Raw genomic sequence first — 15,907 nt, forward strand, 5'->3', positions numbered from 1 at the left:
GCTATGATACACCTCGCCTGGTGGACATGGCCGACGCGCCCTTGCGGATAGCCACCAGGCCACCGAGCAGCCTTGCCCGATTCAGCTCGTAGTGACTGTCGAAGAACAGGATCTCGGCGAACTGATCGGCAAGCGCGCTCACACCCAGCGGATCGACCGAGCGCGCGCTGCCATGCTGCTGGATCTCCCGCAGCAGGTTCTTGGTAAGCGTGATCTTGCCGGCGTCCTCGCCCGGCGGCTGCCAATCGAGGTCCTCGATGAAGTACCAGCCACCCTTGGCGAGCAGCGGGAAGAACTCGCGGAGCGTCAACTGCTCGTCGAACGAGGCGTGGCTGCCATCGTCGATGATCACGTCGAGCGATCCCGGTTCGAGCTTCGCAGCGACGCCGCGCAGATCGTCCAGCTTGGACTGGTTGCAGACGAATGATTTGAATCTTTCGTCGTTGAGCTGCGAAAAATCCGTCAGGTCGACACCGATCACCTGACAGAACGGAAAATAGCTCTGCCACAGGCTGACTGAAGGCATCTCGGTCTGGTTGCCTTCCCTGAAAACATTGTATAGGCCGATTTCCATCAGCCGCCGCATGGACAGCCGTCGGGCCGACAGCAGGCGATCGTAGATCCTTGCGTAGCAATGGCGGTTGCCCGTGTGCCGGTTCTTGTCGGTGTTGAAGCGGTCGGCGAGACTTGTGAACGTGGGGAAACTGTCGAGCGGGCTGATCAGCTGAGAGATCAGCGGCGCCCCTTCGCCGCCCGGTTGAGCGTCGTTTCGCGCCGTCCAGAGATGGAGGCCGACTACGCGATCATCGTTCAGATAGTCAGCCAGTTCCGCTATCGGCCTCTCGAACCGGTCGATCTCAGTCCAATCGATCGTGTTGAAGAACATCGGGCTGAACACCCATTTTTGCAGTTCGGATCCCCTATCGGAGGCAATATAGTCAGACAGCAGCTTGGGGCCGATATCTCCAAACTCCTTGCCGTCGGCATGATGGAAACGTTCGATCGAAATCTCGTAGAGCGCCCTCAGGTGGCGGCTGTAGGGCTGGGCATACATGACGTTGCCGCAGATGAAGTGGCCCTTGTGCGCTCCCCGCCATTGCAGATTGAAGAAATGATCGCCGCGGAAGGGGAAGGGCCGCAGCATGACGACATCACAATCCATCCATAGCCCGCCATGCTCGTACAGCACGGCGTAGCGGAAGACGTCGCTGAAATACCTGATCTCGGAGCCGGCGACGATCCGCTCGAACATGGCGCGCGGCATGACGTCGTCGGCATTGCGGATTTCGATCCCATGCGGGATGAGGAATTCGAGCTTCTCCGGTGCATAGCTCCACACCCGCACCGGATGACCCGCCGCTCGCATCGACGCTGTGGCGGCAATCAGGGTACGATGCTCTGCCTTGTCGGACATCACCTGATAGAAGCAGTTGATCTGGGGAAGTGCGGTGTCGTCGTTGCCAAGGAAGGGATTGATCCGCGCGTCGAACTGGCGCGATCGTTCCCGCCGCTCCCGCGGAGAATCGACGTCGCGCAGAAACGGCGCAAGCTCATAGAAGAACTCCTCCGTTGACTTCACGCGTCCGGAGGCGATGGCTTCGACCAGCACTCCGCTTCTGTCCCCCGCCGCGCCATCACGGTCAGGCTCCATCCGCGTTTCCGTTGGAGGAGCGGTATGCGCTGAATAATCTGGCTGGAGCCGCGAGGCCGGCGACGACAGCGTCAGCCTGGACGCTGTGTCAGCCACACTCGATGGCAGGCTATCCACATCCTCCAGCAAGGCCTGGACCTCATCCATATCGACGGTCGCGATCCAGGACTCGCTGTCGGCCACACCGTAAGAAATCAGCAAACGCGCGTCATCCGGATGCCAGGCTAGACCCGCGGCGAATTCAGGGCCCTTTTTGTTGAAGAAGAACGGACGGCTCACTTTTCGCAGAACGCTTGTTTCGTCGAACCAGACGAACCGATGCATGCACCAATGGAGCTTCTCCGCAAACCTCCATTGCACTTCCTGAATCAATGTCAGCCAACCGCCGGCGAAAGCGATCAGTTGGGTTCCTCCCCCGAACTTATGGGTCGCGATCGCGGGAGACGTCTCAAGGACGGTCGCAGCATGCTCGTCCACTATCCTGACGGAGTCACCGAAACAGATGAATTGCAGCTTCTCGCTGCCTGCCTCCGCCGTGGCAGGCTTGACTTGCGGCATCCAGTTCTTCTCGTGCACCCGCGGTCCTGCCGGATGGAGCACGCGCCAGTCGGTCAGCCGGCTGCCGCCACCCTCGTCGATGCGCGCGATGACATGTTCGCACTGACCCTCCGGTTTCAGTTCGCGCACGCACGAGACGCCCCACAGCGCATCGCGCCAGCCGAACAGGCGCATATCCTCAAGAACCCGGTCGCGCGCGAGTTCCGGCATGTCGGCCGGCGGCAAAATCTCGTTTGCGGACTGGATGGCGAGTTCATCGCTCAATCGGAGCAGGAAATTGCGCGTGTGAACCGGCACTCCGCCCGGCGTGTCGTATCGAAGGTTGTCTTCGGTCCGGCTGAAATTCACCGTCCGCTGCAACAGCACGATCTGGCCGCCCCACAGGGTCACCGACGGGTTCGACGGCCGATAGCCGTCGGGCGCCGTGAAACCGACCGGACGCGCGCTGAAGGACGGCATCACCGTCTTGGCGGGCTGCACATAGAAGAACAGGTTCGACCACGCCAGTTCCCTGGGGCCATCGGCGATGGTCCGGTTCAGCGCCAGCCAGTTGCACGCCGCGAAGCCGCGGTCCTTTCGCATGGGATCGCGCGCGTAGTTTGCCGCGATCGCGTACTCCTCCAGCAGACCTGTCGTGTAGGCGTAGTCCTCAATAAACAGGATGTCCTGGTCGGGTCGCTTGATCGCCAGCCCGGCTTCCGAAAACAGCACGCTGGCGTCGTTCATCCCCTTCTCGCGGTAGAACCGCGCCAGGTCATAGAGCGGCTCGGCACGTTGCGGCCGCTGATTGAAGGCGGCAAGCGCCTGGCCAATGAAGCCAGCCTCGTCGCCGAGCGTGCGCAGACAGCGCGCCTCTTGCAGCCGGGCGTTCCACGCCTCCTCGTCCCAGCCGCCCATCGCGGCGCGCTTGGCGTAAGCCACCGCGGCCTCCGCCGTCCGCCCGGCGTCGCGGTAGGATTGCGCCAGGTAGAACCAGTAGCGCTGATTATCCGGATCCTTTTCAAGCGCCTCCAGCAAAAGTCTGGCGTCGCGCTCGAATTTGTCCACCCGGTTCGAGCCGCTGGCGTGGTCCTTGTACCAGGCGCTGCGTAGTTCTTGCACGCCGCCGGGCACGTCGAGATATTCGTGGGTTACACCACGGTAGCGTGCGCCAGCATCGCGCCTGACAAGGCGCGTGTTCCAATAAGCGAGGCCGGAATCCGAGCGTTGCAGCAGCCGGTAGCCTGGACCGTCGAGCCCCTCGCGGAAGCCCGTATCTTCGACCATCAGTTCCATGTCGGCGTCGTCGAACAGCAGATAGTCATAAGCGAGCGGCGAGGCATAGGCGTGATCGAGCGCGGCGTTGCGCGCCTGCTCGAAATTGTGGAATGGAAATTCATGCAGCTCGCCTGGCAGGTTGCGGGCGGCGAAGAACGATTTGACGAAATCCTGTGTCCCGTCGGTCGAGCCGGTATCGCCGATGACCCAGCAGTCGATGTGGCTGGCAACTGCGCCGAGACAGCGCTCGAGATTTGCCATCTCGTTCTTGACGATCATGTTGAGACAGAGGCGCTTGCCGCTTGTCATATGCTGACTGTCTGCTCCCCGGATAACTGCGGGCCGAGGCGGTCACTTTTATGCCATCGTGCCGTATGGGGCAGCGATCCGCTCCGATGCGGATTTGTCCGACCTTCATGCCCCATGTGCAATACCCCCCTGCCTCGGCCATTCGCATGACCCGTGTGCAAAGGATCGCTCGTCCCTTCCTTTGCAAACGCGACCCCCGCGCTATCCATTGTTAGCTAGCGCTGTCCGCCGCCGCAAGGGTCTCGCCGTCCCGCTGAACCAGCCTTCGGCGAACCACCGCTCCCTTCGGCTCGATTGCTCGCGCGCCAACCCCACCGTGATATCGAGGGCACGACCCGAACCAGGGGGCACCACCCTTAAGCCTCGGATTTTTCGACGCGTTTGGCCCGTGCGCGCCATCTCGACGTCGACCGAAAAGTAGTTACTTGTGATCAACAATTAACAAATTGTTATCGGGGTTATTTACAACTTGCTAATTTTAGATTTTACTAATGTCTTGTGCATGGGAGGGTAGCCGTGGACCGGGCAGGAGGCCTGTCGGTCTGCGCAGTCTGTCAGCCTGGAGAGTGTCTGGAGCAAGTCACTTCGTGTGTGAGGGCGCACAGAGTGTGCGGTGGCGTGCAAGTGAAAACGTCGTGACGCCTTGAACTCAAGGCCAGCGTTTTCCCAACCTGATGTTCCCTCGCTAGCAGTCGGTTCCCTCGCAAGTCGTCGTCGAGAAATCGAGACACGCGTAACGGGAGTTGGCTGTGGTAGGTGTGATACCGCGTATGAAACGATGCGGCCGCGACGTGGGCGCCCGCTTCGATCACCCCCTCAATCATCCGCAGCTGGCCGCCGGCAGGGAACGCCCAGGTGCCTGCGGGCCTCTCAACCACCTCAGCGAAGACAAGTGGCGCGCCGTTCGATCGAGCGTGACGAAGAGGCAGTCAAGCCTTGCCCGCCCGCCTCGTAGACCTGCCCGTCATACGCGGATGCGCACGGGGCCGATAGCAGCCGCGAACGGCATCGGCGAGCGCGTGCGCTCGGAGGCATTTGAAACCAGCGATCGAACCTAAGGGTACGAACAAGAGAAGCAGGTGGCCCAGCCGCCGCCGACCGAGGAGAACGATGATGAGCTACATAGCAGGGTTTGCGGTCATGGAAGTCGCCATTAGAGGTGTCTTGCCTATCGGCGACGCGACCGAAAATGTGCCTTATTTTATTCTGGACACGGCCAAGAACGCCATCGTCGGTCAGGTCGTTCTTCCCAAAGCCGTCAAGCGAAGCCTCGCAGTCGCTCTCACTGTCAAGGTTCCGGCGGCAGCCGGCTCATTTGCGATTGGCACGTTTGAAGATGGCGGGAACTTCCAGGCCTGCAGCTTCCTCCGCGTAGAGAGCCCCGCTGTCAAACATCCCGACGGCGCCGTCGGCCCGTCCGGAAGATGACCGCGCCCAAGCTCCTTCCCCTTACGACCGCTCGCCGGCCAAGCCGGTGGGCGGTTTCCCCTTGAATCGAATTCGAAGCCAACAGGAGCCAGTCATGGCCCGTGCCTCTGAAATTCTCTTTCTGGATCCTTCAATCTCCGACCTCGAGACGGTTCTCGGCAACGTGCGACCGCAAGTCCAGGCTGTCGTGCTCGATGGCCGCCGGCCGGCCGCGCAGCAGATCGCTGCCGCGCTCGCAGGGCACGAAAGCCTCGATGCGATCCACATCATGGCACATGGCGCGCCTGGCCGGCTTGGCTTCACTTCAGGAGAGTGGTCGACAGGCACGTTGAACGAAGCGGCTGACGATTTTGCAGCGATCGGCAGGGCGCTTGCCGCGGACGGCGAACTGCGGCTGTGGAGCTGCGAGACGGCGTCGGGGGATGCGGGCGAGACCTTCGTGGCGGCACTGGAAGAGGCCACAGGCGCGGACGTCTGCGCATCGAGATCGTTGGTTGGCGCAGCCGCCCTGGGCGGCTCCTGGGAACTGTCGGCACGCGCGAGCTCGCCCACGTCACCCCTGCCGCCGCTGACTCCAGATGGGGCGGCTAGTTACGCCGGCGTGCTTTCGGTTGATCTGACACTCACTGGCAACTTGACCACTCAGAATGGCAGCGCCAGTATAAATACATATTACATAGTAGATACAACAGCAAATCCTGATTTGTTGGTTGGTAGCTTTCCGCTTCCACAATCGGGTAACGGAGTGGTCAGTGAATTTGCAGTAACAATAACAATCCCAGATCCTACCCATACTTATGTGATTTACGACAGCGGCTTCAATTTATATGGCACACTTACTCCAGGCGCCGGTAATACTTACAATTTCACGGCGGGTCCCGCCAATGGGGGCGGCGGAAATCTATTTGATGTTGGGAGCTTCAGCACCAGTACAGTTGGCGCGACGGGCCCGGCGGGCCCGACCGGCGCTACGGGAGCGACCGGCGCGGGTGCGACCGGCGCCACAGGTGCAACCGGAGCGACGGGCGCGACAGGCGCCACGGGTGCTACCGGCACGGGTGTGACCGGAGCCACGGGCGCGACAGGAGCCACAGGTGCGACGGGTGCAACCGGAGCTACAGGTGATACCGGCGCCACGGGTGCGACCGGCACGGGCGCGACAGGAGCCACAGGTGCGACGGGTGCAACCGGAGCTACAGGTGATACCGGCGCCACGGGTGCGACCGGCACGGGCGCGACAGGAGCCACAGGTGCGACGGGTGCAACCGGAGCTACAGGTGATACCGGCGCCACGGGTGCGACCGGCACGGGTGCGACCGGAGCCACAGGTGCGACGGGTGCAACCGGAGCTACGGGTGATACCGGCGCCTCGGGTTCGACCGGCGCCACCGGTGATACGGGAGCCGCAGGCTCTACTGGCGCAACCGGAGCCACAGGTGCGACTGGCGCAACCGGAGCAACAGGTGATACCGGCGCCGCGGGTTCAACTGGCGCCACGGGCTCTACAGGCGCGACGGGCGACACCGGAGCGTCGGGTTCGACCGGCGCCACCGGTTCGACAGGTGCGACCGGCTCGACTGGCGCCACCGGTGATACGGGAGCCGCGGGCTCGACTGGCGCAACCGGAGCCACAGGTGCGACCGGCGCCACGGGTGATACCGGAGCGACTGGCTCGACCGGCGCCTCCGGTTCGACAGGTGCGACTGGCGGCACTGGTGCAACTGGAACCACGGGTGCTACGGGCTCTACCGGAGCGACTGGCTCAACTGGTGCCACCGGTGATACCGGAGCCGCGGGCTCCACCGGCGCAACCGGAGCCACAGGTGCGACCGGCGCCACGGGTGATACCGGAGCGACTGGCTCGACCGGCGCCTCCGGTTCGACTGGTGCGACTGGCGGCACTGGTGCAACTGGAACCACGGGTGCAACGGGCTCTACCGGAGCGACCGGCTCAACTGGTGCCTCCGGTTCGACCGGAGCAACTGGTTCGACAGGTGCCACTGGCGACACTGGTGCAACAGGAACCACGGGTGCAACGGGCTCTACCGGAGCGACTGGCTCAACTGGTGCCACGGGTGATACTGGAGCGACTGGCTCGACCGGCGCCTCCGGTTCGACCGGAGCAACTGGTTCGACAGGTGCGACTGGCGACACTGGTGCTACAGGAACCACGGGTGCAACGGGCTCTACCGGAGCGACTGGCTCGACCGGAGCAACTGGCTCGACAGGTGCAACGGGTGATACCGGCTCGACCGGAGCGACGGGCTCGACGGGTGCGACTGGCTCGACTGGTTCGACCGGCGCAACTGGCTCGACGGGTGCGACTGGCGACACTGGTGCAACGGGTTCGACTGGCTCGACTGGAGCCACCGGCTCGACTGGTGCAACGGGTTCGACTGGCTCGACTGGCGACACCGGTTCGACCGGAGCGACAGGCTCAACCGGCTCGACCGGAGCGACAGGCTCGACGGGTGCGACCGGCTCGACAGGTGCAACTGGTGATACCGGCTCGACCGGCGCAACTGGCTCGACCGGTGCGACTGGTCATACCGGAGCAACCGGCTCGACCGGAGCAACGGGTTCGACGGGCGCGACCGGCCATACCGGCTCGACAGGCTCTACCGGTGCGACTGGCTCTACCGGAGCAACCGGTCATACTGGTTCCACTGGCGCCACTGGTTCGACGGGTGCGACTGGTCATACCGGAGCAACGGGTTCGACCGGTGCGACTGGTCATACCGGCTCGACCGGAGCAACGGGTTCGACGGGTGCGACCGGCCATACCGGCTCGACAGGCTCTACCGGTGCGACTGGCTCTACCGGGGCAACCGGAGCAACGGGTCATACTGGTTCGACCGGCGCCACTGGTTCGACGGGTGCGACTGGTCATACCGGAGCAACGGGTTCGACCGGTGCGACTGGTCATACCGGCTCTACCGGAGCAACCGGCTCGACCGGCGCCACTGGTTCGACGGGTGCGACCGGCCATACCGGCTCTACCGGTGCGACCGGCGCGACTGGAGCAACAGGTTCGACGGGTTCGACTGGTCATACCGGCTCTACAGGAGCAACCGGCTCGACCGGAGCCACCGGCTCGACTGGTGCGACTGGCTCGACTGGTTCGACCGGCGCAACCGGCTCGACGGGTGCCACTGGCGACACTGGTGCAACGGGTTCGACCGGCTCGACTGGAGCCACCGGCTCGACTGGTGCAACGGGTTCGACTGGCTCGACTGGCGACACCGGTTCGACCGGAGCGACAGGCTCAACCGGCTCGACTGGAGCGACAGGCTCGACGGGTGCCACTGGTTCGACCGGCGCAACTGGCTCGACAGGTGCCACTGGTGATACCGGCTCGACCGGGGCCACCGGCTCGACTGGTGCGACGGGCTCGACCGGCTCGACTGGAGCAACCGGCTCGACCGGGGCCACCGGCTCGACTGGTGCGACGGGTTCGACGGGTGCAACTGGCGATACCGGCTCGACGGGTGCCACTGGCTCGACGGGTGCGACTGGCTCGACGGGTGCAACTGGCGATACCGGCTCGACGGGTGCCACTGGCTCGACGGGTGCGACTGGGTCGACAGGTGCAACTGGTGATACCGGCTCGACCGGAGCCACCGGCTCGACCGGAGCCACCGGCTCGACCGGAGCCACCGGCTCGACCGGAGCCACCGGCTCGACAGGTGCGACTGGCTCGACTGGTTCGACCGGCGCAACTGGCTCGACCGGAGCGACGGGCTCGACGGGAGCGACTGGCTCGACAGGTGCAACTGGTGATACCGGCTCAACCGGAGCCACCGGCTCGACGGGTGCGACGGGTTCGACTGGTTCGACCGGCGCAACTGGCTCGACGGGTGCGACTGGCGACACTGGTGCAACGGGTTCGACCGGCTCGACTGGCGACACCGGTTCGACCGGAGCGACAGGCTCAACCGGCTCGACTGGAGCAACCGGCTCGACCGGAGCCACCGGCTCGACTGGTGCGACGGGCGATACTGGAGCGACTGGAGCGACCGGAGCGACTGGCGACACTGGAGCAACAGGTGCAACGGGCTCGACTGGAGCAACCGGCTCGACTGGTGCGACGGGCGATACTGGAGCGACTGGAGCGACCGGAGCGACTGGCGACACTGGAGCAACAGGTGCAACGGGCTCGACCGGTGCAACCGGCGCCACGGGTGATACCGGAGCGACTGGAGCAACTGGAGCCACAGGTGCGACCGGCGATACTGGTGCGACTGGCTCGACTGGCGCCACGGGTGATACTGGAGCCACGGGTGCGACCGGCGATACCGGAGCCACGGGTGCGACCGGCGATACCGGAGCGACGGGCTCGACTGGCGCCACCGGTGATACCGGAGCGACTGGAGCAACCGGAGCCACGGGTGCGACCGGCGATACCGGAGCGACGGGTTCGACCGGCGCCACGGGTGATACCGGAGCAACTGGAGCCACGGGTGCGACCGGCGATACCGGAGCGACCGGTTCGACCGGCGCGACTGGCGACACTGGTGCAACGGGCTCTACCGGAGCCACCGGCTCGACAGGTGCGACTGGCTCGACCGGTGCGACTGGTACGGCTGGTGCGACAGGTGCGACCGGAGCCACGGGCTCGGGCGGCGGTGACACAGGTGACCACGACCATGGCAATAACGGCTTTGGCAATGGAGATCAGGATGCACCTGGTGGTTCCGGGAACCACAACAATGCCGAAAACGGCCCTGGTCACAAAGCCAACGTCACCTCCACCTCGCTCGGCCTCAAGGACACTGCAAAATTCCTGCAGTCGGGCTCGACACATGGCAACAGTGATCACGACAGCCATGCGTCGTTCCGCAACCTGATCGGCCTGGCTTCTACATCGGTGTCGACAGATCTGCTCAATGTCCTCAAGACGATGAGCGGATTTGGCCAGAACCAGAACAAGCCGTCGGGGGCGAGCACGGATCTCAGCTCGGACCAGACAAAGCATGGCGCCGGCTACGCCAGCGACGATCACTCCATCAAGACGACCCTGAAGGATCTCTTGAAGCCGCATGAGTGAGGAATGTTAATGGACCACGTCCGGAGACTGGTCCAGGTTTGAAAAAGGGGCGCGCGGACTTCGCTGGAAGTTCGCGCGTTTCCATTTCTTGTCGGATCGCGCGGCATCGTCTTGCGCAAAAAACCGCGCTTGACTTGTCCTCCGCCGGCCATCTTTGGCTTCCAGGGAGGGCAGCAGTTGGCTGGGGGATGCGATTATTTTAGTAAGTCGGCGCAAACGGAAATGAAGCCGCCAAGGCTGCGATTTTCAAAAAGAATCTGTGCGGCTTCGGCTCTTCGATACTGGCCAAGTTCGGCCATCTTGTTCCTGGCCATTCACCAAATCTCCACTTTATAGTTTACAAATCCCTAATTTTCGATTTTACTAATGTGTGACACGGGGTGTGTCCGCAGGTCGTACGGTTGGGTTGCCGAAGTCCTGCGAAGTTTTGGGGAAGGATCTGGGGGTCGTTAAGCCACATCGCGTGCGATGATGAAGGCGCGTTCTTTGAGCGCGCCTTGAAAGCCGCGTCAACGTTGCCCGTCCGCAGAGGCGGACAGGTTTCCCGTTCCAGAGTTCCCTCGCGTTTGGACGCCGATCCGTCGGCGTGACCAGTGGCGGGAGTGTGTCGTGGGTGGGGTGAGATTGCGTGCGAGTTGGGCCCGGCGCGGAGCGATTTCCGGCGTCGATAGGTCCGCAATCCGACAGCGGCGACGGACCGCCGCAGCCGGCGGCTGGCAGCCAGGCCGCCGCTGTTCCGCCCTCCACGAAGATCTCAGCACAGCGCGGCCTGCTCGCGCGCCCGACCCCGCCGCGCCGGGCGTCGCCGGCGGATGCTCTCAGCTTGAACCCAGTTGGAACCAGCGGGATCTCGCCATGGCCAGCGCCACCGAACTCGTTTTCGTCGATCCCTCGGTATCCGATCTAGGCACCATCCTCGGCAATTTGAGGCCAAGGGTCGAGGCGATCGTGCTTGATGCCAAATCCCCGGCCGCGCACCAGATGGCACGGGCGCTCGAAGCTCGTGACCGCCTCGACGCCGTGCACGTGATCGCGCACGGCGCGCCCGGGCGGGTGTGCTTTGCGGCCGGCGATTGGTCGGCGCGCACGCTGCAGCACGATGAGGCCGATCTCGCCGCGATCGGCCAGGCATTGGGTGGCTGCGGCGAGCTGCTTCTGTGGAGCTGTGACGCGGGCGCCGGCACCGCCGGAACCGATTTTGTCGATGCGCTGTCGCGCGCTGCGGGGGCGCCGGTTGCGGCCGCCACCGACCTGGTTGGGTCGCCGACGCTCGGCGGACGATGGAAACTGACAAGGAACACCGCGGCGCGGCCGCCGCTGACGGAGGAGGGTATCATGGGCTATGCAGCAGTGCTTGCCGCGATCGAGATCACGGTCTCCGGCTTGATCCCAACCGGCATGACCGGCGGCTCGACGACCTACTTCGTGGTCGACAGGGACCACGGCACGATTGTTGGCAACCTCAATCTGCCGAACATGGCCAACAACGCCTTCAGGATCGCCGTCAGGGTGCCGGGCGGAGCGACGAGCCTCGACGTCGGCGTCTTCGACGAAAGCGGCAAGTTCACTTCCGCCGGCTTCACCGTGGATGTGCCCGCGCCTCCATCCGGCGCCGTCGGGCCGAAGGGGTGAGCCATGTTTAAGGACTTCACCTCGGATCCCTTCCATAGCCCCGCCACGCGGGGCCTTTACGCATCAACGCAGCAGGTTTCGCCCGCATACCCTCAGAGCGGGCGAGCCATGACGTTCGAGCCCGAAGTCCTGTTCATCGATCCTGCCGTCACCGACATACCCGCCATCCTTGCCGGGCTGCGGGCCGGCGTCCAGCCGGTGCTCCTCGACGCGGCGCGGCCGGCGGCCGCACAGATGGCGGCGGCACTGGCCGGCCGCCAAGGCCTTGCGGCAGTGCACATCATCGCCCACGGCGCGCCTGGGCGCGTCGCCTTCGCGGCCGGCGAATGGTCGCGCGAAACGCTGGCGCGCGATGCCGGCGACCTTGCCGCGATCGGCCGGGCCCTGGCAAGCGACGGCGACCTGCGGCTGTGGAGCTGCGAGACCGGTCGCGGCGTGGCAGGGCAGGCGTTTGTCGATGCTGTCGAGAGAGCTACGGGGGTGTATGTCGGCGCGGCCAGCGCTTTGGTCGGCGCGGCCGCCCTGGGTGGACAATGGGAGCTGGCCGACGGGCAAGCGGCGCCGCTGACGGCGACGGGCATGGCTAGCTATTCGGGCATCTTGAGCGTGGAAGTTACCCTTAATGGGACGCTTGATACATCAGCGAACGTTGGAAAAATGTTTGCTGTTGAATACTATGTCACCACTTCTACTGGTGTTATCGTTGCCAGCTTCTCCCTTCCGTCTGAGGCCCTTTCACCCTTCACGTCAGTTGCGATTATATTAAACGTTCCCACGACTGGAGTGGCGTCAACATATACAATTACTGCGCTCGTTCCACAGTCGGGTAACAACTCCAATCAAGATTTTACCCAAGTTGCGGCGGGTACCTTTACTGTTCCTGCTTCTGGCACTGGCACGGTTACGGTTGCTGGTGCGGACGGCACTAACAACAACGGTGTCTTTGCGGTAACCCCTTCATCTGCTGGAACAAACGTTGGCCCGACCGGCGCCACAGGTGCGACAGGTGCGGGCGCGACGGGTGCGACCGGCGCCACGGGTTCGACCGGCGCCACGGGTTCGACAGGTGCGGGCGCGACCGGCGCCACAGGTTCGACCGGTGCCACAGGTTCGACAGGTTCGGGCGCGACGGGTGCGACCGGCGCTACGGGATCGACTGGCGCTACAGGTGCGACCGGCGCCACAGGGTCGACCGGTGCCACAGGTTCGACCGGCGCAACAGGCGCCACAGGTTCGACTGGAGCCACAGGTGCGACCGGCGATACGGGCGCCACGGGTTCGACAGGCGCCACTGGCTCGACAGGCGCCACGGGTTCAACGGGCGCAACTGGTGATACTGGAGCCACAGGTTCGACCGGCGCCACTGGCGATACGGGCGCCACGGGTGCGACTGGTGATACAGGCGCAACAGGGTCGACTGGCGCAACCGGCGATACTGGAGCTACTGGCTCGACCGGTGCAACCGGCTCAACCGGTGCTACGGGTTCCACTGGTGCGACCGGAGATACCGGCGCCACAGGTTCGACCGGCGCAACAGGTGCGACCGGTGCCACAGGATCGACTGGTGATACAGGCGCCACGGGTTCGAGTGGCGCAACCGGGGCCACAGGCGCGACTGGCGATACCGGCTCAACCGGTGCAACCGGAGCCACAGGTGCGACTGGTGATACGGGCGCTACGGGTTCGACCGGTGCGACTGGCGATACCGGAGCTACTGGCTCGACCGGAGCAACCGGAGCCACAGGTGCGACTGGTGATACGGGCGCGACGGGTTCGACCGGCGCCACTGGCGATACGGGAGCCACAGGTTCAACTGGAGCAACCGGAGCCACAGGCGCGACCGGTGATACGGGCGCCACGGGTCCGACAGGCGCGACCGGCGATACTGGAGCCACGGGTCCCACTGGCGCGACCGGCGACACGGGAGCCACAGGTGCGACCGGCGATACCGGCGCCACGGGTTCGACCGGCGCCACTGGCGATACGGGAGCCACAGGTTCGACTGGAGCAACCGGAGCCACAGGTGCGACCGGCGATACCGGTGCCACGGGTTCGACAGGCGCGACCGGCGATACCGGAGCGACGGGCTCAACAGGTTCGACCGGCGCGACCGGCGATACCGGCGCAACAGGTTCGACTGGAGCAACCGGCGATACGGGCGCCACGGGTTCCACCGGCGCGACCGGCGATACGGGCGCCACCGGCTCGACCGGTTCAACCGGAGCCACAGGTGCGACCGGCGATACGGGCGCCACGGGTTCGACAGGCGCCACTGGCGATACGGGAGCGACTGGCTCGACCGGTTCAACCGGAGCCACCGGCTCGACCGGGGCAACCGGAGCCACAGGTGCGACCGGCGATACGGGCGCCACGGGTTCGACAGGCGCCACTGGCGATACGGGAGCGACTGGCTCGACCGGTTCAACCGGAGCCACAGGCGCGACCGGCGATACCGGCGCTACGGGCTCTACCGGTGCCACCGGCTCGACTGGGGCAACTGGCGATACGGGAGCCACAGGTTCGACTGGAGCAACCGGAGCCACAGGTGCGACCGGCGATACCGGCGCGACGGGTTCGACAGGCGCCACTGGCGATACGGGAGCCACAGGTTCGACTGGAGCAACCGGAGCCACAGGCGCGACCGGCGATACCGGCGCTACGGGTTCGACTGGCGCGACCGGTGATACCGGCGCGACCGGCGATACCGGAGCTACCGGATCGACGGGTGCAACAGGTGCCACGGGTTCGACCGGCGCCACTGGCGATACGGGCGCCACAGGTTCGACTGGAGCAACCGGAGCCACAGGTGCGACCGGCGACACGGGCGCCACGGGTTCAACCGGAGTCACCGGCGACACGGGAGCCACAGGTTCGACCGGCGCTACAGGCGATACCGGCGCCACGGGTTCCACCGGCGCCACAGGCGATACCGGCGCAACTGGCTCGACCGGTGCAACCGGCGACACGGGAGCCACAGGTTCGACCGGAGCCACAGGTGCGACCGGCGATACCGGAGCGACGGGCTCAACGGGTTCGACCGGCGCGACCGGCGATACCGGCGCAACTGGCTCGACTGGTGCAACCGGCGATACGGGCGCCACGGGTTCCACCGGCGCGACTGGTGATACCGGCGCAACAGGTTCGACTGGCGCAACCGGCGATACCGGAGCCACGGGCTCTACCGGTGCCACAGGTTCGACTGGGGCAACTGGAGCCACAGGCGCGACCGGTGATACGGGCGCCACGGGTTCGACCGGCGCCACTGGCGATACGGGAGCGACTGGCTCGACCGGTGCCACGGGTTCAACCGGAGCAACTGGCGATACCGGAGCAACGGGCGCCACAGGTGCGACCGGCGACACGGGAGCCACAGGTTCGACCGGAGCCACAGGTGCGACCGGCGATACCGGCGCCACAGGTTCGACAGGCGCCACTGGCGATACGGGAGCTACTGGCTCGACCGGAGCAACCGGAGCCACAGGTGCGACCGGCGATACCGGTGCCACGGGTTCCACCGGCGACACGGGCGCCACAGGTTCGACTGGAGCAACCGGAGCCACAGGTGCGACCGGCGATACCGGCGCGACGGGTTCGACCGGCGCCACTGGCGATACGGGAGCCACAGGTTCAACTGGAGCAACCGGAGCCACAGGCGCGACCGGCGATACGGGCGCCACGGGTTCCACCGGCGCGACTGGTGATACCGGCGCAACAGGTTCGACTGGCGCAACCGGCGATACCGGAGCCACGGGCTCTACCGGTGCCACAGGTTCGACTGGGGCAACTGGAGCCACAGGCGCGACCGGTGATACGGGCGCCACGGGTTCGACCGGCGCCACTGGCGATACGGGAGCCACAGGTTCAACTGGAGCAACCGGAGCCACAGGCGCGACCGGTGATACGGGCGCCACGGGTCCGACAGGCGCGACCGGCGATACCGGAGCAACGGGCGCCACAGGTGCGACCGGCGACACGGGAGCCACAGGTTCGACCGGAGCCACAGGTGCGACCGGCGATACCGGCGC

General features: G+C 65.1%; 5 protein-coding genes. 4 read left to right on the forward strand and 1 reads right to left on the reverse strand.

What is annotated here, in order from left to right; genetic code table 11:
- Position 1: 1 nt before the first annotated feature.
- A complete protein-coding gene (locus AC0ZT5_RS33720) occupies positions 2–3,775 on the reverse strand; it encodes a glycosyltransferase (RefSeq protein ID WP_488499969.1) in 3,774 nt (1,257 codons plus the stop codon).
- 1,113 nt (positions 3,776–4,888) lie between these two features.
- Between AC0ZT5_RS33720 and AC0ZT5_RS33725 the strand changes: the two genes are divergently transcribed.
- The 4 genes from AC0ZT5_RS33725 to AC0ZT5_RS33740 form a co-directional block, all read left to right on the forward strand.
- Positions 4,889–5,203, forward strand: coding sequence for a hypothetical protein (locus tag AC0ZT5_RS33725; protein ID WP_488499970.1), 315 nt, complete (start codon positions 4,889–4,891; stop codon positions 5,201–5,203).
- A 94-nt stretch (positions 5,204–5,297) separates the two neighbouring features.
- Complete coding sequence (locus AC0ZT5_RS33730; RefSeq protein ID WP_488499971.1) at positions 5,298–10,250, forward strand: DUF4347 domain-containing protein; 4,953 nt, start codon at positions 5,298–5,300, stop codon at positions 10,248–10,250.
- A gap of 855 nt (positions 10,251–11,105) precedes the next feature.
- The gene (locus AC0ZT5_RS33735; protein WP_488499972.1) at positions 11,106–11,882 is read left to right on the forward strand and encodes a DUF4347 domain-containing protein; all 777 of its coding nucleotides are present in this window, start codon (positions 11,106–11,108) and stop codon (positions 11,880–11,882) included.
- A gap of 108 nt (positions 11,883–11,990) precedes the next feature.
- A partial coding sequence (locus tag AC0ZT5_RS33740) for a DUF4347 domain-containing protein (protein ID WP_488499973.1) occupies positions 11,991–15,907 on the forward strand: 3,917 nt, incomplete at its 3' end.

The organism is Mesorhizobium sp. CNPSo 4670 (genome assembly GCF_057784235.1).